This is a genomic window from Ruegeria sp. E5 (genome assembly GCF_056534105.1).
This window is the reverse complement of record NZ_JBQFPA010000004.1, coordinates 72,402-95,304: the sequence shown is the minus strand read 5'-3', so window position 1 is coordinate 95,304 and position 22,903 is coordinate 72,402. Positions and strand designations below refer to the sequence as shown.

Genomic DNA, 22,903 nt, shown 5'->3' with positions numbered 1-22,903 from the left:
GAGATACCCCTGTTTCATGATTTACTTGTTTTCAGACCTTCAAGGATCAGATGATGGCAAAAGGTTGAAAGGGAGAGTTCGCTGTCTTCAGCCTGTGAGCGCAACAACTCTTTTTCGCTTTTGGTTAGCAGCGTTACGACGCGTTCGGTGCGCGCAGTATCGTCAGGCAACGATGGGCGTCCGAACCTCTTCCCTCTCGATTTGTCTGCTTTGTCTTGCAATTGTCCAAGCCTACATATTCGAATAACATTTCATGAAAACTACCTGCGGGGCGGAATGGACGACATCAAAAAACGATCAGCCCCCAAAAAAACCTGCGCCCCAAACACACTTTTTTTGCAGGACCCTTCGCAATTCCGCGAGCTGTCCCAATGGGATGTTGAGCTACGCCAAATTGAGGAGGGAACTATGAACTCTTCGGTATCCGTTTGGGCAGGTCTTGACCTTCAAATGATTGATTTGTCGTTTGATAAGGCTGTGTACCAAACTGGTGTTTCTCGCCCTGACATTCTAGCGTTTGGCTTACCAGACAAAGGGAGTGTACGGACTTGGCTTAACGGCTCACCCTCAGACACCGCTCTGATGAATTTTGGTAGCGGAGACCCTTTTGAAGGCGTGAGCAATTCAACGCTCACAGGCCTGACCTTTGGCATCAACATCCGAAGGGCTCAACGGATCGCCGACGATTGCGGTCTTGATATCAGCACCGTGCGAAATGACGCTTTAAGATCTTTCGTTAGCGACGCTGGAAAGCTTCATTCCTTAGTCAAAAACAAAGCGCGCTTTCTAATTGGATCAGCGGCCGGACCAAGCTCTGATAGTGAAGAGAGTGATATGATCTTTGAGCTTCTGGAAATGCTGGTGGTAGGCGAAAAATGGAGTGATCGGCGAAACAGTAAAAATAGAACCCGTTTAGCACAACAAGCCGTTGAGTTCATGCGGGCCCATTTGATGGATAACGTTTCAATCGGTGAAGTATGTGCAGATATTCAGGTATCTGCATGCACTCTTCGTCGCGCGTTTCAGGAAACATATGGGGTGAGCCCCAAGCAGTTTTATCTAAGAGCCCGTCTCGGTGCTGTACGCCATGAACTGGTGTCCTGCTCGCCAGAGGAGAGTATATCGGACATCGCAAACGCTTACGGATTTTGGCACATGGGTCAGTTCGCGCGAGACTACAGAGCACTCTTTGGACAACTGCCGACACAAACGTTGTCAGGCAAAGTGAACTGAAACAGAGCTTGGCAACAGTCTTTGGCGCAAAGTTTGTGTTAAGCAATTGTAGTTGCGGAGCCACTGTCAGAGTTCAGTGGCTAGCGACGCTGAGACCTTGGCAGTACGCGGCCTAACTTGTCCGCAACACGAGAATTGCAAAGTCGGATTTTGTAGGTCCGCTTCGGGCTGGAAGCGGCCATCCGAAAACCTTCCCCGGCAATACGGCGATGGCGCGAAACAGGCAAAGAATGAGACCCGAAGATATGGAGCCTCGAACCAAGAAAGTTGAAGGTTAATGCGCCCAAAGTTTTGGGCCAAAAATGCAATTCTTTGGGCGAAATGCAAAGCTATGGGCGCACCTACAAACCGCTCAAAAATCCAAATTCTCCACGCTCAGAGCATTCTTTTGAATGAATTCACGGCGTGGCTCTACCACATCACCCATGAGTTTGGTGAACAGATCATCGGCCTCGACCATATCATCCACGCGTACTTGCAACAGGGTCCGTGCGTCCGGGTCCAGCGTTGTTTCCCAGAGTTGATCGGGGTTCATCTCTCCCAAACCTTTGTAGCGTTGCAGCGACAAGCCCTTTTCGCCCTCCTCCAGAATCGCGCGCAGCAGGTCGAGCGGGCCGTGTATGACTTGACCCCGATCGCGACGCACCAACGTTGCGGGGGTGTTGTAGACCTCTTGCAGGCTTTGGGTGAAACTGCCGGTTTTACGGGCCTCACCCGAGCGCAACATGGGGCCGTCCAGTGTGCGCACTTCTTCCACACCGCGCAGGATGCGCGCGAGACGGATGCCGTGATCCTGTGTGATGCGGCCTTGCCAGCCGCGTTCGTATTCCAGTGCAATCAAGTCAAGGCGCGCCGCGACCTTGTCGGCCACGCCCTGCAAATCGGCATCAACAGCGCCGGGCACGAAGGCACCGGCTACAGCAGCCTGCTCCAGAATATGGCGCGGATAATGCGTTGGGAAGGCGTCCAGCACACGCTTCAGCTGGCGCGCTTCATCCACTACGCGGGTCAGGTCCTGGCCGATGATTTCCTCGCCCGAGCCTAATTTAAGTACTGCGCCTTCGACGCCCTGATTGATCAAATAATCATCCAGCGCGGCCTGGTCCTTCAAGTAAACCTCTGATTTACCGCGAGAAACCTTGTATAGTGGTGGTTGAGCGATGTAGAGATACCCGCCCTCGATCAACTCTGGCATTTGCCGGTAGAAGAAGGTCAACAAGAGGGTGCGGATATGCGCGCCGTCAACATCTGCGTCCGTCATAATGACGATTTTGTGGTAACGCAGTTTTTCGATGTTGAATTCGTCGCGGCCAATGCCGGTGCCCAACGCCATCACGAGGTTACCGATCTCTTGGCTCGACAACATCCGGTCAAACCGCGCCCGTTCCACGTTCAAGATTTTGCCACGCAAAGGCAGAACAGCTTGTGTCAGCCGATCCCGACCGGTCTGGGCAGAACCACCAGCCGAGTCCCCCTCGACCAGGAAAACTTCGGTCTTGGACGGATCTTTTTCAGAGCAATCCTTGAGCTTACCAGCCAGATAGTTCACATCCATCGCAGTCTTGCGGCGGGTCAGTTCGCGAGCTTTACGGGCGGCCTCGCGCGCTAAAGCTGCCTCGATGATCTTACCGACAATCCCCTTAGCCTCACTCGGGTTCTCTTCGAACCATTCAGCCAGCTTCTCGTTCATCAGACCTTCGACCGCCGGGCGCACCTCAGAGCTGACCAGCTTGTCCTTGGTCTGGGACGAGAATTTCGGGTCGGGCACTTTCACAGACAACACGCAGGTCAGTCCTTCGCGTGCATCGTCACCGGTAAAGCTGACCTTTTCCTTCTTCGCGATCCCGCTGGACTGCGCATAGTTGTTGATCGTCCGGGTCAGTGCACCACGGAAGCCAGCCACATGGGTGCCGCCATCGCGCTGCGGGATGTTGTTGGTGAAGGGCAGCACGGTCTCATGATAACTGTCGTTCCACCACATGGCGATTTCCACGCCGATATCGTCACGCTCGCCCTTGATATAAATCGGTTCGGGCATCGCCGGGGTCTTGGACCGGTCGAGATATTTGACAAACTCTTTGACGCCACCCTCGTAGAACAGTTCGGTTTCCAGCCGCTCAGCAGGGCGTTCGTCGATCAGAATAATCCGCACGCCTGAGTTCAGGAAAGCCAGCTCGCGCAAGCGCTTTTCCAGCGTCTCAAACGAGTATTCGAGATTCGAGAACGTGTTGGTCGAGGCCAGAAACCGTACCTCGGTTCCCGTGCGATCGCCGCACTCGCCGACGACTTTCAGATGTTCCGCCGTCTCACCGCCCTCAAAACGCGCCACATGTTCCTTGCCGGCCCGCCAAATGCGCAGTTCCAGCCAATCGGATAGCGCATTCACCACCGAGACGCCCACTCCATGCAGACCGCCTGACACCTTGTACGAGTTGCTGTCGAACTTACCGCCAGCGTGCAGTTGGGTCATGATGACTTCAGCCGCTGAAACGCCTTCCTCGGGGTGGATATCCACCGGGATTCCACGTCCATTGTCGCTGACCGAAACGCTGGAATCCGCGTGAATTTTTACAGTCACATGGTCGGCATGACCGGCCAGCGCCTCGTCAATTCCGTTATCGACAACCTCGTACACCATATGGTGCAGACCCGAACCATCATCCGTATCCCCGATATACATACCGGGACGTTTGCGAACTGCCTCTAAGCCTTTGAGAACTTTGATGGAATCAGCGCCGTATTCTTGGGGTGCCTGTGCGTCTTCGGACATGCCGTTAGTACCTATATTATTTTGGTAACTTATACGTTTTCTGGTGGGGATTGTCACGTGCTCCCCCCATATTTTGTGGTTCTGATCCGCTTAATTTGCGGATCAAAGCCGATCAAGGTCTGCTGCAATATCCTCGGCAATTTCTGCCGCGTTCACATCGTCCCGTTCGGCTGACAATCGCAACCCCAGAAGGTCGGATTGATAGCGCGCCGCCAAGCGATCCGGGTCATGACTTGGCGCGATTTCTCCGGCCTTCTGCGCGCTGCGAAAGAGGTCCGCAAAACAAGCTTTCATGTCAGCCATGTGGGTTTGCGCCTGATCAGCCAAATCATGGTCTTTGGCTTGCAATTCCGCATAAGTCTTCGCCAACATGCAGGCTTTTGTTGGCAGTTCCGACGCCTCGATCACACGACGAGGTTGCACCTTAAGAGCACCAAGCGGGCCCAATTCCTGCGCCAAAGCCTTCATATTGGCAACCCCTTCCTGAGTATACCGCTCTAACGCCAGGGCGTAGAGCGCATCTTTCGACCCGAATGCCGCGTAGAAGCTGCCCGGTTTCAGCTTCAGATCTCGCTCGAGATCCTTAAGCGACGTCCCCGCCCAGCCGTGACGCCAGAAAATATCTCGCGCCTGCGCGATAAGCGCGTCTCGGTCATATGAGGGTTTGCGGGGCATCGTTTCACCAATTCTTGAACGTTCGCTCAAATATATACTTGAGTGATCGCTCAAGAAACCCTAAATACGACTCATCGCGCCAGAAACAGGAGTTTTGACATGGCCAATTTCCCGTCTCACGACCTAGAAACCGCCCCGGAAGGGTCCAAGCCGCTGCTTGAGAAATCTCAGGCTGCATTCGGCCGCCTGCCCGGTCTTCATAAAGTAATGGCCGAAAGCCCCCAGCATCTGGAAGGCTATCAGGTTCTGCACGGCCTGTTTCTGCAGACCGATTTCAACAACGACGAAAAAACCGTTGTCTGGCAAACCATCAATGTCGAAAACGAATGCCATTACTGTGTGCCTGCGCATACCGGCATCGCAAAGATGATGAAAGTCTCTGACGAGATCACCGAGGCGCTGCGCAACGAAACTCCGCTGCCCACGGCCAAGCTGGAAGCGCTACGCACCTTTACCCTGCAAGTGATGGAAACCCGTGGAAACCCGACTGAGGAACAGCTGCAGGCCTTCTTTGACGCTGGCTATTCCCACCGTGCGGTCCTGGATGTCGTACTGGGTCTGGCACAAAAAACCATGTCGAACTACGTCAACCACATGGCCAAAACCCCGGTCGACGAAGTGATGCGCGGCTTCCTTTGGGAACGCAAAGTCGGCGAGCCTGCCTAAACGCTGACGACCGAGCCCTCGTCGCCTTCGGTAACGACCAGCGTTTGGGCTCGATCCCCCAATTCTGCAAATAGCTCAGGCCCGGTGCCCGTCATCCAGGCCTGTGCACCCAGCGCACAAATCTCATCATACAACGCAGCGCGCCGACCCGCATCCAGATGCGCGGCCACCTCATCCAGCAATACAATAGGAGGTGCTCCAACCATCTCCGCCAACGCTCGCGCGTTTGATAGGATCAGCGATACCAGCAGTGCTTTCTGCTCACCGGTCGAGCAATCTTTGGCAGGAACGCCCTTGGCGGAATATACACCATACAGGTCTGATCGATGCGGGCCGACCAAAGTCCGCCCGGCGGCCAGATCGCGAAACCGGCTTTCATCCAAAGCTTCTCGCAAGTCTTCCGCCGTCTCAGGCATTGCACCTTCGGTTTGAACCAATTCGAGATCCGCTGACGGAAAGGCCGTCTCAGCTTTGTCCTGTGCTGCGCGCAGATACTCCAACGCACTCAACCGCGCGGCGTGGATGCGATGCCCCATCTCAGCCATCTGCCCTTCCAGCGCCGCGTACCAATGGGCATCGCGAACTTGTTCTTTCAGCAACCGGTTCCGCTCGCGCATCGCTTTTTCATAGGTCAGAGATGCCTCGGCATGTGCAGGATCAAAACTCAGCGCGATTCTGTCGAGGAACCGCCGTCGCCCTTCGGCCCCTTCGATCCAGAGACGGTCCATCGATGGGATTAACCAAACTACCCGCGCCAGCTTTCCCAATTCAATCTGGCTTGAGGTTTTCTCATCAATCCGCACTTGCCGCGCCGCACCACCTTCGGACCAGGTTTCAATCTCGAAATTCTGTCCTTGCGCATTCAATAGCCCAATCAGCTTCCACCCCAGCGCCTCGGGGCGCCGTGTCATCTCAGCGGCGCTTGCCCGCCGCATCCCGCGCCCGGGTGAAAACAGAGAAACCGCTTCCAGGATGTTGGTCTTACCGGCCCCGTTTGGCCCATGGATCGCCACTGGCCGCCCGTCCAACGACAGGCGCGCCAGCTTATGAGACCGAAAATGCGAGACCGTAAGCTCGGTCAGGGCCAATCCCATGACCCCTCTCTTTCGTTAGAGATCACCCAGTCGAGGCAATCAGACGCGCATCGGCATTACGACGTATACTGCGCTTTGGTCGTTGCCTTCGCGCATCAGTGTCGGATCACCCGCCGAGTTGAACATAAACACCGCATTTTCACGATCCACCTGAGACGCGATTTCGAGCAGGTATTTGGCGTTGAACCCGATCTCCAGGCGCTCATCCCCATAAGCAACTGCCAGCTCTTCCTCAGCCGCACCACTGTCGGGTGCATTCACTGACAGAACCAGCTTATCCGCATCCAACTGCAATTTGACGGCCCGCGACCGTTCGGACGAAACTGTCGCCACACGATCCACGGCCTGCGCGAATTCAGCCGCGTCCACTTCTAACTTGCGCGTGTTGCCTTGCGGGATGACGCGTGTGTAATCCGGGAACGTTCCGTCGATCACTTTCGAGGTGAGCGTGATGTCAGGTGTTGCAAACCGCACCTTGGTTTCGCTGACCGAGACGGCGATGTCCATCTCGTCATCATCCAGCAGCTTGCGCAGTTCGCCCACGGTTTTGCGGGGCACGATCACGCCCGGCATATCCGCTGCACCATCCGGCAGATCCGCATCGATCCGTGCCAAGCGGTGACCATCAGTCGCCACGCAACGCAATACCTTGCCGCCCTCGGAACCATCCGCAACGTGCATGTAAACGCCGTTCAAATAATATCTCGTCTCTTCCGTGGAAATGGCAAACTTCGATTTATCGAACAGCCGGCGCAACAATGCCGCCGACGCCGTAAAGTTCGATTGGTATTCTGAAGACGCCATAACCGGGAAATCTTCTTTCGGCAGCGTCGCCAGAGAAAAATTCGAGCGCCCCGCTTCCACGGTCAACCGCCCAGCTGCACTATCTGCGGTCAGGGTCACCAGCGCCCCATCGGGCAGCTTGCGTACGATCTCATGTAGCGTTGTGGCCGCAACAGTCGTAGCGCCCGCTTTCTCGACTTGCGCGGGGGCCTTGTCGACCACTTCGATGTCCAGATCGGTGGCACGAAACAGCGCCTGATCGCCTTCGGCCTCGATCAGCACGTTGGCAAGTATGGGAATCGTGTTGCGACGTTCGACAACTGACTGGGCCTGCGAAACGGCCTTGAGAAGGGTGCCGCGTTCGATGCTGATCTTCATACCCTCTGTTCCTTTGACTTGCGTGCCGAAATAGGCGGGACTGGCACGTTAGCGTCTCAGCCCTGAGGCACAAGGATTTTTTACGGATTTCTGGGTCGGATTGCCTCGGTGGTCAAGAGCAGCGCGCGTGAAACACTCCAGATCATTCTCAACCGTGGACAATAGCGCACAAGAAAACACCCCGAACGCAATAGTCCGGGGTGTTTTTCAAGGATTCAGTGCGGTTTAGGCTTCCAAGGCCCGGCGCAGCATCTCAACATCTTCGGCAATCTGGCCATCGGTCAACTTCAGCTCTTCGATGCGCTTCACGCCATGCATGACCGTGGTGTGGTCGCGCCCGCCAAATCGACGGCCAATCTCAGGCAGCGACCGACTGGTCAGTTGCTTGCACAGATACATCGCCACCTGACGCGGACGCGCATAGGACCGCAGGCGTTTAGGGCCGATGATATCGCTGAGGCGGATGTTGTAATAATCCGAGACCTTGCGCTGGATCTCTTCGACGGTGATCTTGCGCTCGGAGGCGCGCAGTACATCGGCCAGACAATCCTGCGTCAGCTCCATATCGATCTCGCGCCCGACCAGCGAGGCAAAGGCAAAAAGGCGGGTCAGCGCCCCTTCCAGCACGCGCACATTGGTCGAGATGCGGTGTGCAAGGAACTCCAATACACCATCAGCAATGGTCAGATCGGGATAAGTGCTGCTGTACTGCTGCACTTTGTTCTGCAGGATTCCCAGACGCAATTCGTAGTCTGTGGGATGAAGATCGACGACAAGGCCACATTGCAGGCGTGACTTTACGCGGTCTTCAAGGTCCTTGATCTCGCCCGGCGCGCGGTCGGCCGAGATGATGATCTGCTTGTTCTGATCCACCAGCGCGTTGAACGTGTGGAAAAACTCTTCCTGCGTCGAATCCTTGCCAGCGATGAACTGCACGTCATCGACCATCAGCACATCGACCGAACGGAACAAGTGCTTGAAATCCATCATGCGGCGTTCACGCAAAGCCTGCACAAAGCGATACATGAACTGTTCTGCTGACAGATAAAGCACATTCAACTCGGGGTGCTTGGTTTTCAACTCCCACGCAATCGCGTGCATAAGGTGGGTTTTACCCAGTCCAACACCGCCGTAGAGCACGAGCGGATTGAAAGTTACCGGGCCGCCCTCGGATACGCGGCGAGCTGCGGCATGTGCAAGTTCGTTGGGTTTGCCAACAACAAAGCTATCAAAGGTAAACCGTGCATCCAGTGGCGCAGCCTGTAGTGCTTCAAGTGCATCATTGGCTGTATCTGTAACAGCGGGCCGGGTTTCTGGCGCGGGAGATGGCTTGGACTCTTCCACCAATGTGGGACGGGCTGACGAATTGGCCGCTGTGCGAAACGCCAAGCGCTGAACCTTTTCGCCCGAGGTATTCAGCTCATAGAGAATAAGGTCCGCAAAATTCTGACTGACATAGTTGCCCATGAAGTTGGTCGGCACCGAGAACACCGCTACACCATCCTGCAACTCCTGAAACTCCAAGGGTTCAATCCAGGTGGTAAAATTGTTCTTCCCAACCGCCTTCATCAATTTGCTACGCAGTTGTCCCCATTTCTCTTGTGTCATTCGGCGCCTCACGCATCCCATTCATTATTGGCCTTAAGGCCTTTTTTAATGTGTCCCGAATTACGGGCCTTTATGGCGCTCACACACAAGGGAACGTTTCGCCAAACCTGATGGTCTGGCGGGTACGCTCGAATATCATCGCAGTCCAATACAGCACGGCCCCAAAATGGGGGCACACCCGGAATCCGGGATGCGCATGATATTCCAATTTATCGACAGGGCCAGGATCTTCGGCTAACCCGAGACCCAGAGCAGATCGTCCAACTGACCGAAGCCAGCTTTCGAACATTCGTTCCTAAATCTTCCCGATGCCCGTCGGTCAGATCCTTGGAACAGCCTGTCCCCCCAAGCGAGTGAATCGCTGACTAAGTCGTAGCAAGAGCCCAAGGGTCCGGGCAACGAAACTCTGATATTGACTCGGGGTTCTGGGCGAAAGAATCTCTCGGCTTCGTGAAGACGCGGCTTTCCGGCAACAATGAAAAAGGCGTCGCAATCAGCGACGCCTTTTTCGTAAATCAACGCTTGACGCGTTTTCCCAAAGAATCAGCCCAGCGCTTTGACGCGCGCCGACAGGCGCGACATTTTGCGGGCTGCGGTGTTCTTGTGGAAGACTCCTTTGGTGACGCCACGCATCAACTCGGGTTGAGCGGCGCGCAGGGCTGCGGTAGCTGCGTCCTTGTCGCCGGATGCGATCGCTTCCTCAACTTTGCGCAGGTGGGTACGGATGCGCGAACGACGCGCTTTGTTGACGGCGAAGCGCTTTTCGTTCTGACGGGCGCGTTTCTTTGCCTGGGGCGAATTTGCCATGTGTCTCTGACCTTTTGTTCGGTACGTTTATCTTGGGTTGCGCGCCACGGACATATCCGCACCGGATCAGAAATCACGAGTGTGAGTCGGGCCAAGCGGGCCGCACGCGCATGTATGACGGCGGTCTCTAACCAAGTTTGGCAGGTTTGCCAAGCTGATTCTTCCAGTATGTGATGAGGGAAAAAGGCGGGGTCTGCCCGCCTAATATCACTAAGCGACGATTATGATCACTTGTCGCGGAACTGAGCCGCACGTTTTTCCAGAAACGCGGCCATGCCTTCTTTCTGGTCCTCTGTCGCGAACATCGAATGGAACACCCGACGCTCAAACAGCATGCCTTCGCTCAGCGGTAGCTCATAGCTGCGGTTCACAGCCTCTTTGGCCGCGATGGCCGTGATCTGCGATTTCTCTGCAATCTTCTGCGCCGCACCGGTTGCCTCTTCGATCAGCTTTTTGGCGGGCACGACACGACTGACCAATCCGGCGCGCTCGGCCTCTTCAGCGTCCATGAAGCGGCCTGTCAGGTTCATGTCCATCGATTTGGACTTTCCTACGAAGCGGGTCAGACGCTGACTGCCACCAAGCCCCGCGATGACTCCCAGATTGATCTCGGGCTGGCCGAACTTGGCGGTGTCGGCAGCGATGATGAAATCGCACAGCATCGCCAGTTCACACCCGCCGCCCAGCGCGTAACCGGCAACGGCAGCGATGATAGGTTTACGGATCGCGGAAACCCTATCATTGGCGTCCGCAAACAGATTAACGTCGAACACATCGACAAAGCTCATTTCGGACATTTCCTTGATGTCCGCACCGGCGGCAAAGGCCTTGTCCGAGCCGGTGATGACGATGCAGCGCACCTTGTCATTGCTATCCGCATCTTCCAGCGCCTCGCACAGCTCACCCAGCAACTGTGTGTTCAGCGCGTTCATCGCATCGGGGCGGTTGAGCTTGATAAGGGCGACGTGGTCTTCGATTTCGACGATGATCGTCTCAAAAGCCATGAGGTGTAAGCTTCCGGTTGTTCCGTTCAGGTACGATTCCTTATCACGCGATTTCGCTGGATCAAGTTATCTTTGGCATTGCGCGCAATAGAAGGATGAGCGACCGGACTGGGTGATTCTCTTGATTTCAGCGCCACAACCCTCGGTTCGACAAGGCTCTCCTTCGCGACCGTAGACGTCGAAGCTGTGTTGAAAATATCCAAGTTCTCCATCGGCTTGGCGGAAATCACGCAGCGATGACCCACCCGCTTCAATCGCGTCCTGCAACACTTTTCTGATGATCGGCACAAGGGCCGCAACGCGTGGCGCAGAAATCTGTCCCGCTTTGCGACGTGGCGACACCTTGCCGCGATAAAGCGCTTCGCAGACGTAAATATTACCCAAACCGGCAACGATTCCCTGATCCAACAACGCCGATTTGACCGGGCTGTTCTTGCCTTTGAAGGCGTCTATCAGGTGCTGTTCGTGAAAATCATTACCCAACGGTTCAGGTCCCAGAACCGATAGCAGCTTGTGCTGCTCTGCCGTTGCCGTCGGCAGCAGATCCATTGCCCCGAACCGGCGCGGATCGTTGAAGGTGATGCGTGCGCCATTAGCCATATGAAACACCACGTGATCATGTTTCTGCGCCATCGGATGCTCATGCGCATACTGTCCGAGCGGATCGCCAGAGACCGTCATCCGCCCCGACATGCCCAGATGGATCAACAACGTCTCGGCACTGCTGAGATCCGCCAGAATGTACTTCGACCGTCGCCGCAGCCGATCCACCCGTTGGCCCGTCAGCCGCTCAGCCATCCGAGCCGGGAAAGGCCAGCGCAAATCAGGCCGATTCACATCCGCCCTTTCGATCACTGTGCCCTCCATTGCGGGGCTCAGGCCGCGTCTTACTGTCTCGACCTCGGGCAATTCGGGCATTACAGGGCTCCTATTCCAAAGGGCCGCATTGTGCCCGCCTCTTATCGCCCTATAACAGAGGCGAAATTCGACAAACGGCAAGGCAAATGTCCGACACCAACGACAAGACCACCCATTTCGGGTTCGAAACCGTGCGCGAGGCTGAAAAAGCCGGCCGCGTACAGGGCGTTTTCAATTCGGTCGCCTCGAAATACGACGTGATGAACGACGTGATGTCGATGGGCATCCACCGGGTCTGGAAAGACGCGATGATGGACTGGCTTGCCCCGCGCGCCGGTCAGCGGCTTCTGGATGTGGCGGGCGGCACCGGCGATATCTCGTTCCGCTTTCTTAAGCGCGCAGGCCACGGCCATGCTACCGTGCTGGACCTGACCGAGCCGATGCTGGTCGAAGGCCGCCAGCGCGCCGAGGCCGACCAGATGTCCGACAGCCTGAATTGGGTGGTGGGCGATGCGATGGCGCTGCCCTTCGAGGATAACACCTTCGATGTCTACACCATCTCCTTCGGCATCCGGAATGTCACCCGCCCGCAAGAGGCGCTGAACGAGGCCTATCGCGTTCTGAAGCCCGGTGGTCGTCTGATAGTGCTTGAGTTCAGCCAGTTACCCAATGACGGGCTGCAGAAGCTTTACGACCTCTACAGTTTCAATGTCATCCCGCGTATGGGCAAGCTGATCGCCAACGACTACGATAGCTATCAGTACCTTGTGGAATCGATCCGCAAGTTCCCAGACCAGGAGACATTCCTGAACATGGTCCGCACCGCCGGGTTCGAAAACGCCAAATACCGCAACCTGAGCATGGGCATTGCCGCACTGCATTCTGGCTGGAAGATCTAGATGCGCGGCCCCCACAACATCATTCGCCTGGTCCGGACGGGCGCCACGCTGGAACGCACCGGTGCCATGAATGTGGTGCTGGACGCGTTTGAAGCGCCGCGCGCCGTACGTATTCTGGCGCATACGCTGGGCAAACCGTTCCAATGGCTGGGCTACAAGGGCGACCCCGAGATGCCGCCCGCCACCCGTGCCCTGACCGCATTGGGTCCGGCTTACATCAAATTCGGGCAGGTACTTTCGACCCGCCCCGACGTGGTGGGAAATGAACTGGCCGAGCAATTGCGTGTTCTGCAAGACAAGTTGCCGCCCTTTTCCAAAGCTGAAGCAATGGCAGAGGTCGAGAAAGAGTTAGGCCAACCGACGTCAGAGATATTCAGCGAGTTCAGTGAACCTATCGCCGCTGCCTCGATTGCTCAGGTTCACAAGGCCAAGCTGACCAGCACAGGCGAAGACGTTGCTGTCAAAGTCCTGAGACCGGGTATCGAGCGCGCCTTCCGCAAGGATGTAGACGCGTTCTATTTCGCCGCGCGTATGGTGCAACTTTGCGCCCCCGGAGCGCGCCGACTACGCCCGATGGAAGTGATCGAGCATTTCGACGGCGTAGTACGCGGCGAGTTGGACCTGCGTCTGGAAAGTGCCGCCGCCTCGGAATACGCTGCCAATACCAAGGATGATGCCGGATTCTGGCTGCCTCCGGTGGTCTGGTCGCTATCCGCACGCCGCGTCATGACGCTCAGCTGGGCTGATGGCATTCCCTTGGGAGATAACAATGCGCTGGACGCTGCCGGACATAATCGCCGCGATCTGGCTGAGCGCGTGCTCCGCCTGTTCCTATTGCACGCGCTACGCGACGGCTATTTTCACGCCGACATGCACCAAGGCAACCTCAAGGTCGCTGCGAACGGGGACATTATCGCCTATGACTACGGCATCATGGGTCATATCGATGAATATACTCGCCGGGTATATGCCGAGATTCTCTTTGGTTTCATCCGCCGCGACTATAAACGCGTGGCTGAAGTCCATTTCGAAGCAGGCTATGTGCCTGCCAATCAGGACGTCGACGAATTCGCCCGCGCCTTGCGCGCGGTAGGTGAGCCGATCTTCGGCATGGACGCCACCCATATCTCGATGGGTCGGCTGCTGAGCTACCTGTTCGAAGTCACTGAACGCTTTGGCATGGAAACCCGCACCGAGCTGATCCTGCTGCAACGCACCATGGTGGTGGTCGAAGGCGTCGCCCGCTCGCTTGATGATCACATGAACATCTGGGAGGTCGCCCGACCGGTGGTCGAGGATTACATCAAACAATCCATCGGCCCCCGCGCCGCCCTGCGCGATTTCGGTAAAACCGCCCTGGTGCTTGCCCGTTTCGGTCCCCGCTTGCCCGGTCTGGTGGAAAATGCCCTGATTGCCCAGACCCAAAAAGACGACCCAAAGACACCGGGTTTCATCGCAAACCTTCTGCCAGCAGCGATCGGCGCGGCCGCAGGCATAGCCGCGACGCTTGTTATCTTCGCACTCAGCTAAACCAACCCGACCGCTTCATCTGGCCAAAAATACCTTCGGGGGGAATCGCGCCCCGGCGCGATGGGGGGCAGACAGCCCCCCCTTGCCCCGGTCCAACTCAGAGCCGCTCGATGGCGAGGGCAATCCCCTGACCTCCGCCGATGCACATGGTGATCAGACCTTTCGATCCGCCAATACGCTCCAACTCATACAATGCCTTAAGCGTGATAATCGCCCCTGTGGCGCCCACCGGATGGCCCAGTGCAATAGCCCCACCGTTCGGATTCACCTTTGCAGCGTCCAGACCCAATTCCTGATTGACGGCCAGAGCTTGCGCCGCAAACGCCTCGTTGCTTTCGATCACGTCGAAATCACCCGCAGACAAACCCGTTTTTGCGAACAGGTTCTGCACAGCTGGAACCGGGCCGATACCCATCACCTCGGGTCGCACGCCGGCATGGGCATAGCCAATCACGCGCGCTTTGGGTTTCAAGCCCGCCTTTTCTGCAGCATCCACTGTCGCCAATACCATCGCCGCCGCGCCGTCATTGATGCCCGAGGCGTTGCCTGCCGTCACCCGCCCATCTTTCTGGAATACCGGGCGCAATCCGGCCAGCGCCTCGGCAGTGGTGGCCTTGGGATGTTCATCGACCTTGAAGTCGACCTTGTCGCGCTTGACCTTGACCTGCACCGGCGCGATTTGGCTGTCGAAATACCCGGCCTCAATCGCCGCAGCCGCACGGGTCTGGCTGGTCAGCGCAAACGCGTCCATCTGTTCGCGGCTGATCTGGTGTTCATCCGCCACATTCTCGGCGGTCACCCCCATATGCCCGGTGCCGAATGGGCAGTTCAGCGCGCCCAGCATCATGTCGAGCGATTTGACATCGCCCATCTTCGCCCCCCAACGGGCCTGCGGTACGACATAAGGGCTGCGCGACATGCTTTCGGCACCGCCCGCCACGGCAAACTCGGCATCGCCTAGCATCAGCGCCTGCACCGCCGACACTACTGCCTGCGCCCCCGAACCGCACAGCCGGTTCACGTTCATCGCCGGAGTCCCGTTCGGAATACCTGCCTGCATTGCGGCGACTCGCGACAGATACATGTCGCGCGGTTCGGTGTTGATCACATGACCAAAGACAACATGATCAATCTGCGCGCCTTCAACGCCCGAACGCTCCATTGCCGCCTCGGTCGCCACGGTCGCCAGATCGATCGGAGCGGTCGAGGCCAACGCACCGCCAAAGGTCCCGATGGCTGTGCGCGCACCGTCCAGTATTACTATGTCCGTCATGTTTTCTCCTCCAAGTCTCGCGCCCATTATGCACCTGCAGCATGATCTTCATATTAGACTCACTGTCACGCCGGAATTGACATTACGTTGCGCAACACCCATGGATTCCGTCATGACGGAAAACACAGACGATATTCTGACGCGCCTGCCCGCCCGATTGAAAGAGGCGCGCCGCGCCAAAGGCCTGTCGCTTGAGGCGGTCGCCAACCTCAGCGGCGTCTCGCGTTCCATGGTCAGCCAGATCGAGCGTGGCGAAAGCAGCCCCACAATTTCGACTCTGTGGAACCTGACACGCGCTCTGCAGGTGGATTTCGCCGGACTTTTGGAAGACGCCAAAACGACCGACCAGATCGAAGTGCTGCGTCAAGCAGAAGTGCCCAGTATCGACAATATGGGCGAGAAATGCCGGATTCGCATCCTCTCTCCCCCCGAAGAGGCCGGAGGGCACGAGGTCTATGATATTCAGTTTCAGGCCAATGGGAGCCTGAACAGCCAACCTCATGCGCGCGGCGCGCGGGAGCAACTGACTGTGCTGGAAGGCGCCGTCCGTGTCACTTCGGGAACGGCATCCAGCGATCTGAAACAAGGGGATACCGCCCGGTATGCCGCCGATATTACGCATTCGATAAGCGCTGAAAACCCGGCCCGCGTTTTCCTGATCGTAAAAAACGCCTGAACGGGCAAGATTCCGCCTTCACGGATATTTTTCCCAAATACTGTAATTCTCCTATTTGGGAATTTCATCCGCTATGTTAGACGTGCGACTCAGATTAACGGAGGTCGCCATGGCTGATGCATTCCTGTCCCATATTTCGGATACACTCGCGCAGATTGAGGCAGAGGGTCTGTACAAGCGCGAACGAATGATCACCTCGCCTCAGGGCGGTGAGATTACGGTGGGTGACAAGCAGGTGATCAACTTGTGCGCCAACAACTATCTGGGTTTGGCCGATCACCCCGCGCTGATCAACGCCGCCAAAAGCGTCATGGAGCCCAAGGGGTTCGGCATGGCCTCAGTCCGGTTCATCTGCGGTACGCAGGACATTCATCGCGAACTTGAGCAGAAGCTGGCAAAGTTCCTGAACAAGGACGATTCAATTCTGTTCGCTGCCTGCTTCGACGCCAATGGCGGGTTGTTTGAGCCTTTGTTAGGGCCCGAAGACGCCATCATCTCTGACAGTCTAAATCATGCCTCGATCATCGACGGGGTACGGCTGTGCAAGGCAAAACGCTATCGCTACATGAACAACGACATGAATGACCTCGAAGCGTGGCTGAAACAAGCGCGCGAGGACGGGGCGCGGCATATCATGATCGCAACCGATGGTGTGTTCTCAATGGACGGCTATCTGGCCAATCTGCCGAAGATTCGCGAGCTGGCCGACAAATACGACGCCATCGTGATGGTCGATGACTGCCACGCCACCGGCTTTATGGGGCCAAACGGAGCGGGCACGCCGGACCACTTCGGCGTCGACGTGGATATTCTGACGGGAACTCTGGGCAAGGCACTTGGGGGGGCAATCGGCGGTTATATCGCCGGGCCGCAGCCAGTGATCGACCTGCTGCGGCAGCGGGCGCGGCCCTATCTGTTCTCAAACTCGTTGCCGCCATCCATCGTTGCCGCAGGGCTTGAGGCAATCCGTCTGGTTGAAGAAGGTGACATGCTGCGCGCCCAATTGTTCGGCAATGCCAAGTACTGGCGCGCCGGGTTAGAGAATCTGGGCTTCGACCTACTTCCGGGCGAACACCCGATCATCCCGGTCATGCTGGGTGAAGCGACCCTGGCGCAGGATATGGCATCGCGATTGTTTGACGAAGGCGTCTATGTTTCGGGCTTTTTCTTCCCTGTCGTGCCGCGTGGTCAGGCCCGAATCAGAACGCAGATGAATGCGGCTCTGACACGCGACGAATTAGACCGGGCGCTCGCGGCATTTGGCAGGGTCGGCAAAGAATTGGGGATAATCTGATGCGGCCCAACACGATGAAAGCCCTTGAGAAATCCAAGCCCCAGGAAGGTCTGTGGATGGTGCAGGCCCCGGTACCCGAGATCGGCCCAGACGAGGTTCTTATCCGCATCAACAAGACCGGGATTTGCGGCACGGATATTCATATCTGGAACTGGGATGAATGGGCTGCGGCCACCGTGCCGATCCCGATGATCACCGGCCACGAGTTCGCGGGTGAAATTGTTGAATTGGGTCGCAACGTGACAGGGATGACGGTCGGCCAGCGCTGTTCAGGCGAGGGCCATCTGATCACCCCTGACAGCCGCCAGAGTCGTGCGGGCAAGTTCCACCTTGATCCCGGCACGCGCGGTATCGGTGTGAATGAACAGGGTGCCTTTGCGCAATACCTGAAACTGCCTGCCTTTAACGTGGTGCCCCTGCCTGACGACGTACCGGATGAGATCGGGGCGATCCTCGACCCGCTGGGCAATGCCGTGCACACTGCACTCAGCTTCGATCTGCTGGGCGAGGATGTATTGATTACTGGCGCAGGCCCTATCGGCATCATGTCCGCCGCCGTTGCCCGTCATGCCGGTGCCCGGCATGTAGTGATCACCGATATCAACCCCGACCGCCTGAAACTGGCCGAACACGTGGTACCAACGGTACGCACCGTTGATGTGTCCAAAGAGGATCTGCAGGATGTCATCGCGGAACTGGGCATGACTCAGGGCTTTGATGTCGGGCTTGAAATGTCGGGCTCGCAAGCCGCGCTGGACCAGATGATCGAAGCGCTGGTTATGGGTGGCAAGATCGCACTGTTGGGGATTCCGCCCGGAAAATCTCCGGTGGACTGGTCGCGCATCGTGTTCAAAGCTATCACCATCAAGGGTGTCTATGGGCGCGAGATGTTCGAGACCTGGTACAAGATGATCGCCATGTTGCAGAACGGGCTGGATGTCAGCCGCGTAATCACCCACCAGTTCGCGGTCGATGACTTTGCTCAGGGATTCAAGGCCATGAAATCCGGTCAATCAGGCAAGGTGGTTCTGGACTGGACCTAACGCTCTGGAACCGTGCGGGTTTTGTCCCTAAACAGGGATAAACCCGCGCGTCTGGAGGAGTACATGGGCGACAAAGACAGGTATACAGAACGGGGAATCGAAGAGTCTCTGGTCACCGATTTCACAGAAACTCACCGCAAAAGCTATGGGGATTTTCTGCAACTTAAAACTCTGCTGAATCTGCAAAAGACCTTTCAGGACCCGGCCCAACCTGATGAGATGTTGTTCATCATCATTCATCAGGTCAGCGAACTGTGGCTGAAACTGATGCACCATCAACTTGTCGAAGTCCGCCGGTTCTTGCAGCAGGACGATTTCGGTCCGGCGATGAAGAACCTCGACCGGATCAAGGCGATCCAACGGCAGTTGATCGCCGCGTGGGAGACGCTACTGACTATGACTCCCGCGGACTACATGACGTTTCGGGACGCATTAGGCAGTTCGTCAGGCTTTCAAAGCTATGGCTATCGCCAAATCGAGTTCATTCTGGGCAACAAAGATCCCGCGACCCTGAAAGTGCATGCGCATGACCCAGAAGTGATGGAGATGCTGAACGCGGCTCTTACCAAACCCTCGCTCTATGACGAAGTGCTGCGGATGCTGGCCCGGCAAGGGTTTGACGTGCCGCATGATCTGATCGAGCGGGATTACGCAAAGCCCTATTCCGGCGATCCGCGTATCGTCAAAATCTGGGTCGAAGTGTTCCGCAACACGAAACAATACTGGGATCTTTACGCGCTGGCCGAAAAACTGATGGATGTGGAATCTCTGTTTCAGAGGTGGCGATTCGATCATGCAACCGCGGTTGAGCGCGTGATCGGAATGCAGCCCGGAACGGGTGGATCTAGCGGCGTGGCCTTCCTGCGCAAGGCGCTGGAGTTGCGGTTTTTCCACGACCTCTACGACGTGCGAACCGAACTGATGTATACTGGGGAATAGGCCATGCTGTATCGCGGATTCACCCAAGAAGAGCTTGAGCAGGAGTATTCCCCTAGCTCAATGATTGGCGGTGATCTGACGCCATATCTAGCCAGCTATTCTGCCCTCAGCACACAGGCACGGTCTGAAATTAGGATGCAGGAAAACCGTTCCTATGGCGACAGCCCGACGCAAGTTCTAGATTTCTTCCCCGCACCTGGCGCCAACGCGCCTTTGCATGTCTTTATTCATGGTGGCTATTGGCAGGCGCTTAGCCAGCGTGAGTCGGCCCCTATGGCACCGGTATTGCATGAGAACGGGCAAGCCTTTGCCACGCTGAATTATACGCTCGCCCCCGATGCCAGATTGGGGCAGATGGTCGAAGAATGCCGTACCGCCTTGTTGTGGCTTGCGTCACAGGCCGAAACACTGGGTTTTGATCCATCAAACATCACGCTATCGGGTCACAGTGCAGGTGCCCATCTGGTTGCGATGGTGATGGCGACGTCTTCGAAGGCATTTGCGCAGGCTGGCCTGCGGGTGCGCAATGTGATCCTGATTAGCGGGATCTATGACCTTGTTCCGATCAGCCTGACCTCGGTGAATGATCCGCTGCAACTGACCAAGGTCGAGATTCACGATTTCTCACCCTGCCTCAACCTGCCCGCGCCAGGACCCCGTTACAGGGTGACAGTCGCCGAGCGGGATACGCCCGAGTTTATCCGCCAAAGCCGTGACTATGCTGAACTACTGCGCAAGGCCGGACATTCGGTCAGTTTCGATCTGCAGAAGGGCAAGCATCATTTTGACATCATCATGCCGTCGGGCACGTTTCTGTCGTCGCGCACGGACTAACCTAAATGAAAACAGCGGCCTCGTGGGGCCGCTGTTTCAAGTTTCTTTCTAGATCCGGATCAGTCCAGCGTGCGCGTGACCTCTTCGCGCTCGAAGATTTCGATCACGTCGCCTGCGCGGATATCGTCGTAGTTCTCGAACGCCATACCGCATTCCTGACCCGATTGAACTTCGGCCACTTCATCCTTGAAACGCTTGAGGGTCTTCAGCGTGCCTTCGTGGATCACCACGTTGTCGCGCAGCAGGCGGACACCCGCCGAGCGGCGGGCAACACCTTCGGTGACCAGGCAGCCAGCAACCTTGCCGACGCCGGTGACCTTGAAGACCTCTTTGATCTCGGCGTAACCGATGAATTTTTCGCGAATCTCGGCGCTCAGCAGGCCAGATGCGGCCGCTTTCACGTCATCCACCAGATCGTAGATCACCGAATAGTAGCGAATCTCGACGCCTTTCTGGTTGGCGGTGTTCCGCGCCGATGCGTTCGCACGCACGTTGAAGCCAAAGATCGGTGCACCAGAGGCTTCGGCCAGGCCGACATCCGTCTCGGTGATCGCACCAACACCCGAGTGAAGAACGCGTACGCGCACTTCGTCGTTGCCGATCTTCTCCATCGCCTGAACGATGGCTTCGGCAGAGCCCTGCACATCCGCTTTCATCAGAATAGGCAGCTCGGTGACGTTTTCGTCTTCCTTCGCCTTCTGCATCAGCTGTTCAAGGGTGGTCGCGGCACCAGCAGCGGCGCGTTTGTCCTTGGCGGCTTGCTCACGATAAGCAGCGATCTCACGGGCCTGCGCTTCGGTCTCGGTCACGTTCAGAACGTCACCTGCTTCGGGCGTACCGTTGAGACCCAGAACCTCGACCGGAACTGAGGGGCCAGCTTCTTTGACACGGTCGCCCTTGTCGTTGATCAGCGCACGGACCTTACCGTACTGCTCACCCACAACGAAGATATCGCCCTGACGCAGCGTGCCGTTCTGAACCAGAACGGTGGCGACGGGACCACGGCCCACATCCAGCTGCGCCTCGATCACGGCACCTTGGGCGGCGCGATCTGGGTTGGCTTTCAGTTCCAGAATCTCGGCCTGCAGTGCAATGGCTTCCAGCAATTCGTCCAGACCCTGACCAGTCATGGCCGAGACCTCAACGTCCTGAACCTCACCCGACATCTTCTCGACGATCACTTCGTGCTGCAGCAAGTCAGTGCGGACTTTGTCGGGGTTCGCGTCGGGCTTGTCGATCTTGTTGATCGCCACGATCATTGGCACTTCGGCCGCTTTGGCGTGGTTGATCGCCTCGATCGTCTGCGGCATCACCGCGTCGTCGGCGGCAACAACAAGAACCACGATATCCGTGACCTGAGCCCCGCGCGAGCGCATCGAGGTAAAGGCCGCGTGTCCCGGTGTATCCAGGAAGGTCAGCGTGGTGCCACCATCGGTTTTCACCTGATAGGCGCCGATATGCTGGGTGATGCCACCAGCTTCGCCGGCAACAACACGCGCGTCGCGGATCGCATCCAGCAACGAGGTTTTGCCGTGGTCAACGTGACCCATGATGGTGATGACCGGCGGACGGGGCTGCAGATCGTCATCGCTGTCTTCGACCTCTTTGATGACGTCTTCAACATCCGAATCAGAGACACGCGTGACCTTGTGGCCAAATTCTTCGATGATCAGTTCAGCGGTGTCAGCGTCGATGGTCTGGTTCTGCGTGACCATCATGCCCATCTGCATCAGCGATTTGACAACGTCAGCGACACGCTCGGCCATACGGTTGGCCAATTCCGAGACCATGATCGCCTCGGGCAGCTGAACGTCGCGGATCACCTTTTCCCGCTCGACCGTGCCGCCCATGGCCTTCTGGCGCGCCCGCTCTTGCTTGCGTTTCATCGCGGCCATCGAGCGTTGGCGATTGCCTTCGCCGCCAGTGGCCTGACCCAGTGTCAGCTTGCCCGAGCGGCGGTTGTCGTCACGGCCCTTGCCACGGCCACGCTGCTCACGCTCGCGATCCTGCTTGCGCGGTGCCGCAGCAGGTGCAGGCTTGCTGGATGGGCTGCGTGCGGCCTTGGGCTCGGCGGGTGCCGGGGCTGCGGCAGCACGCTGGGCTGCTTCCTCGGCCTCTTTACGCTTGCGTTCTTCCTCTTCGGCCTTGGCACGGGCACGCTCTTCAGCTTCACGCTGCTCGCGTTCCTTGGCCTCTTGTTCGGCCCGGCGGCGTGCGCGTTCTTCTTCGCGCGCCTTTTCCTGCGCCTCACGGGCAGCGGCCTCTTCAGCCTCGCGCGCTTTGGCGGCTTGCAACGCCTTCATACGACGCGCCATTTCCGCATCGGAAATACCCGCTGGGCGACGCGAAGGATCACCCGAAGGTGTCGCACCACCACTTGGTTTGGTCGCGCCCGGCTTGGGTACGACCACGCGTTTGCGTTTGGTCTCCACCACGACATTCTTGGTGCGTCCGTGGCTGAAACTCTGTTTCACATTTCCGGGGCGTGCCCCGCCACGAAGACCCAATGTCTTTTTGCCGTCACTATCGCTCATAAAGC

The 22,903-nt window shown here is 57.2% G+C and carries 19 protein-coding genes; 9 read left to right on the top strand and 10 right to left on the bottom strand.

From position 1 onward, the window contains the following. The first annotated feature begins 276 nt into the window (after positions 1 to 276). Positions 277 to 1,233 (top strand): helix-turn-helix domain-containing protein, encoded by a 957-nt coding sequence (locus tag ACR0BI_RS15255; protein WP_170556206.1) that lies wholly within the window; start codon positions 277 to 279, stop codon positions 1,231 to 1,233. A gap of 352 nt (positions 1,234 to 1,585) precedes the next feature. On the opposite strand, the gene gyrB is transcribed toward ACR0BI_RS15255, so the two are convergent. Together gyrB and ACR0BI_RS15245 are read right to left on the bottom strand one after the other, a co-directional pair. Further along, positions 1,586 to 4,003 (bottom strand): DNA topoisomerase (ATP-hydrolyzing) subunit B, encoded by a 2,418-nt coding sequence (gyrB, locus tag ACR0BI_RS15250; RefSeq protein ID WP_170734132.1) that lies wholly within the window; start codon positions 4,001 to 4,003, stop codon positions 1,586 to 1,588. Between the two features lie 102 nt (positions 4,004 to 4,105). Continuing rightward, positions 4,106 to 4,678 carry a TetR/AcrR family transcriptional regulator gene (locus ACR0BI_RS15245; protein ID WP_480562719.1) on the bottom strand — a complete coding sequence of 191 codons (573 nt, stop codon included), beginning with the start codon at positions 4,676 to 4,678 and terminating at the stop codon, positions 4,106 to 4,108. Positions 4,679 to 4,777: 99 nt separating this feature from the next. Between ACR0BI_RS15245 and ACR0BI_RS15240 the strand changes: the two genes are divergently transcribed. Beyond that, on the top strand, positions 4,778 to 5,344 hold the full coding sequence (locus ACR0BI_RS15240; RefSeq protein ID WP_170423365.1) for a carboxymuconolactone decarboxylase family protein: 567 nt from the start codon (positions 4,778 to 4,780) through the stop codon (positions 5,342 to 5,344). On the opposite strand, the gene recF is transcribed toward ACR0BI_RS15240, so the two are convergent. The 6 genes from recF to mutM form a co-directional block, all read right to left on the bottom strand. Then, positions 5,341 to 6,438 carry a DNA replication/repair protein RecF gene (gene recF, locus ACR0BI_RS15235; protein WP_170395379.1) on the bottom strand — a complete coding sequence of 366 codons (1,098 nt, stop codon included), beginning with the start codon at positions 6,436 to 6,438 and terminating at the stop codon, positions 5,341 to 5,343. The two genes, ACR0BI_RS15240 and recF, sit on opposite strands and share 4 nt — an antisense overlap. Before the next feature lie 39 nt (positions 6,439 to 6,477). Beyond that, a complete protein-coding gene (gene dnaN / locus ACR0BI_RS15230) occupies positions 6,478 to 7,599 on the bottom strand; it encodes a DNA polymerase III subunit beta (RefSeq protein ID WP_010442547.1) in 1,122 nt (373 codons plus the stop codon). A gap of 225 nt (positions 7,600 to 7,824) precedes the next feature. Beyond that, positions 7,825 to 9,207, bottom strand: a complete 1,383-nt coding sequence (gene dnaA / locus ACR0BI_RS15225) for a chromosomal replication initiator protein DnaA (RefSeq protein WP_170395377.1) — start codon at positions 9,205 to 9,207, stop codon at positions 7,825 to 7,827. Between the two features lie 543 nt (positions 9,208 to 9,750). Next, entirely contained in the window at positions 9,751 to 10,014 is a 264-nt protein-coding gene (gene rpsT, locus ACR0BI_RS15220; protein ID WP_010442545.1) for a 30S ribosomal protein S20, read from the bottom strand. Positions 10,015 to 10,241: 227 nt separating this feature from the next. Next, positions 10,242 to 11,018, bottom strand: coding sequence for an enoyl-CoA hydratase (locus ACR0BI_RS15215; protein WP_170395375.1), 777 nt, complete (start codon positions 11,016 to 11,018; stop codon positions 10,242 to 10,244). A 66-nt stretch (positions 11,019 to 11,084) separates the two neighbouring features. Further along, complete coding sequence (mutM, locus tag ACR0BI_RS15210; RefSeq protein WP_170736802.1) at positions 11,085 to 11,936, bottom strand: bifunctional DNA-formamidopyrimidine glycosylase/DNA-(apurinic or apyrimidinic site) lyase; 852 nt, start codon at positions 11,934 to 11,936, stop codon at positions 11,085 to 11,087. An 86-nt stretch (positions 11,937 to 12,022) separates the two neighbouring features. Between mutM and ubiE the strand changes: the two genes are divergently transcribed. Then, positions 12,023 to 12,775, top strand: a complete 753-nt coding sequence (gene ubiE / locus ACR0BI_RS15205) for a bifunctional demethylmenaquinone methyltransferase/2-methoxy-6-polyprenyl-1,4-benzoquinol methylase UbiE (protein WP_170597173.1) — start codon at positions 12,023 to 12,025, stop codon at positions 12,773 to 12,775. Then, the gene (ubiB, locus tag ACR0BI_RS15200; RefSeq protein WP_170408659.1) at positions 12,776 to 14,305 is read left to right on the top strand and encodes a 2-polyprenylphenol 6-hydroxylase; all 1,530 of its coding nucleotides are present in this window, start codon (positions 12,776 to 12,778) and stop codon (positions 14,303 to 14,305) included. It abuts the gene before it with no gap. A 97-nt stretch (positions 14,306 to 14,402) separates the two neighbouring features. On the opposite strand, the gene ACR0BI_RS15195 is transcribed toward ubiB, so the two are convergent. Beyond that, positions 14,403 to 15,578: an acetyl-CoA C-acyltransferase family protein gene (locus tag ACR0BI_RS15195; protein WP_480562717.1), complete on the bottom strand. Its 1,176-nt coding sequence runs from the start codon at positions 15,576 to 15,578 to the stop codon at positions 14,403 to 14,405. Positions 15,579 to 15,690: 112 nt separating this feature from the next. Here ACR0BI_RS15195 and ACR0BI_RS15190 point away from each other — a divergent pair, with 112 nt between their 5' ends. The 5 genes from ACR0BI_RS15190 to ACR0BI_RS15170 all read left to right on the top strand — a co-directional run bounded on the left by ACR0BI_RS15190 (position 15,691) and on the right by ACR0BI_RS15170 (position 20,364). Further along, positions 15,691 to 16,254, top strand: coding sequence for a helix-turn-helix domain-containing protein (locus ACR0BI_RS15190; protein WP_170395365.1), 564 nt, complete (start codon positions 15,691 to 15,693; stop codon positions 16,252 to 16,254). Positions 16,255 to 16,363: 109 nt separating this feature from the next. Next, on the top strand, positions 16,364 to 17,548 hold the full coding sequence (locus tag ACR0BI_RS15185) for a glycine C-acetyltransferase (RefSeq protein ID WP_170408661.1): 1,185 nt from the start codon (positions 16,364 to 16,366) through the stop codon (positions 17,546 to 17,548). A gap of 14 nt (positions 17,549 to 17,562) precedes the next feature. Further along, positions 17,563 to 18,591 carry an L-threonine 3-dehydrogenase gene (tdh, locus tag ACR0BI_RS15180; protein ID WP_480562821.1) on the top strand — a complete coding sequence of 343 codons (1,029 nt, stop codon included), beginning with the start codon at positions 17,563 to 17,565 and terminating at the stop codon, positions 18,589 to 18,591. 63 nt (positions 18,592 to 18,654) lie between these two features. Beyond that, positions 18,655 to 19,530 (top strand): tryptophan 2,3-dioxygenase, encoded by an 876-nt coding sequence (locus ACR0BI_RS15175; RefSeq protein ID WP_480562716.1) that lies wholly within the window; start codon positions 18,655 to 18,657, stop codon positions 19,528 to 19,530. A 3-nt stretch (positions 19,531 to 19,533) separates the two neighbouring features. Beyond that, positions 19,534 to 20,364 (top strand): alpha/beta hydrolase, encoded by an 831-nt coding sequence (locus ACR0BI_RS15170; RefSeq protein WP_170408662.1) that lies wholly within the window; start codon positions 19,534 to 19,536, stop codon positions 20,362 to 20,364. Positions 20,365 to 20,423: 59 nt separating this feature from the next. On the opposite strand, the gene infB is transcribed toward ACR0BI_RS15170, so the two are convergent. Then, positions 20,424 to 22,898: a translation initiation factor IF-2 gene (gene infB, locus ACR0BI_RS15165; RefSeq protein ID WP_170395359.1), complete on the bottom strand. Its 2,475-nt coding sequence runs from the start codon at positions 22,896 to 22,898 to the stop codon at positions 20,424 to 20,426. Positions 22,899 to 22,903: the final 5 nt, after the last annotated feature.

Bases quoted from the DNA above. Each gene is read 5' to 3' on its own strand.
- ACR0BI_RS15255 (WP_170556206.1), top strand. From the start codon at position 277: ATGGACGACATCAAAAAACGATCAGCCCCCAAAAAAACCTGCGCCCCA.
- ACR0BI_RS15215 (WP_170395375.1), bottom strand. From the start codon at position 11,018: ATGGCTTTTGAGACGATCATCGTCGAAATCGAAGACCACGTCGCCCTT.
- mutM (WP_170736802.1), bottom strand. From the start codon at position 11,936: ATGCCCGAATTGCCCGAGGTCGAGACAGTAAGACGCGGCCTGAGCCCC.
- ACR0BI_RS15245 (WP_480562719.1), bottom strand. From the start codon at position 4,678: ATGCCCCGCAAACCCTCATATGACCGAGACGCGCTTATCGCGCAGGCG.
- ubiE (WP_170597173.1), top strand. From the start codon at position 12,023: ATGTCCGACACCAACGACAAGACCACCCATTTCGGGTTCGAAACCGTG.
- rpsT (WP_010442545.1), bottom strand. From the start codon at position 10,014: ATGGCAAATTCGCCCCAGGCAAAGAAACGCGCCCGTCAGAACGAAAAG.
- ACR0BI_RS15170 (WP_170408662.1), top strand. From the start codon at position 19,534: ATGCTGTATCGCGGATTCACCCAAGAAGAGCTTGAGCAGGAGTATTCC.
- infB (WP_170395359.1), bottom strand. From the start codon at position 22,898: ATGAGCGATAGTGACGGCAAAAAGACATTGGGTCTTCGTGGCGGGGCA.
- dnaA (WP_170395377.1), bottom strand. From the start codon at position 9,207: ATGACACAAGAGAAATGGGGACAACTGCGTAGCAAATTGATGAAGGCG.
- ACR0BI_RS15175 (WP_480562716.1), top strand. From the start codon at position 18,655: ATGGGCGACAAAGACAGGTATACAGAACGGGGAATCGAAGAGTCTCTG.
- ACR0BI_RS15240 (WP_170423365.1), top strand. From the start codon at position 4,778: ATGGCCAATTTCCCGTCTCACGACCTAGAAACCGCCCCGGAAGGGTCC.
- recF (WP_170395379.1), bottom strand. From the start codon at position 6,438: ATGGGATTGGCCCTGACCGAGCTTACGGTCTCGCATTTTCGGTCTCAT.
- gyrB (WP_170734132.1), bottom strand. From the start codon at position 4,003: ATGTCCGAAGACGCACAGGCACCCCAAGAATACGGCGCTGATTCCATC.
- ACR0BI_RS15190 (WP_170395365.1), top strand. From the start codon at position 15,691: ATGACGGAAAACACAGACGATATTCTGACGCGCCTGCCCGCCCGATTG.
- ACR0BI_RS15185 (WP_170408661.1), top strand. From the start codon at position 16,364: ATGGCTGATGCATTCCTGTCCCATATTTCGGATACACTCGCGCAGATT.
- tdh (WP_480562821.1), top strand. From the start codon at position 17,563: ATGAAAGCCCTTGAGAAATCCAAGCCCCAGGAAGGTCTGTGGATGGTG.
- ubiB (WP_170408659.1), top strand. From the start codon at position 12,776: ATGCGCGGCCCCCACAACATCATTCGCCTGGTCCGGACGGGCGCCACG.
- dnaN (WP_010442547.1), bottom strand. From the start codon at position 7,599: ATGAAGATCAGCATCGAACGCGGCACCCTTCTCAAGGCCGTTTCGCAG.
- ACR0BI_RS15195 (WP_480562717.1), bottom strand. From the start codon at position 15,578: ATGACGGACATAGTAATACTGGACGGTGCGCGCACAGCCATCGGGACC.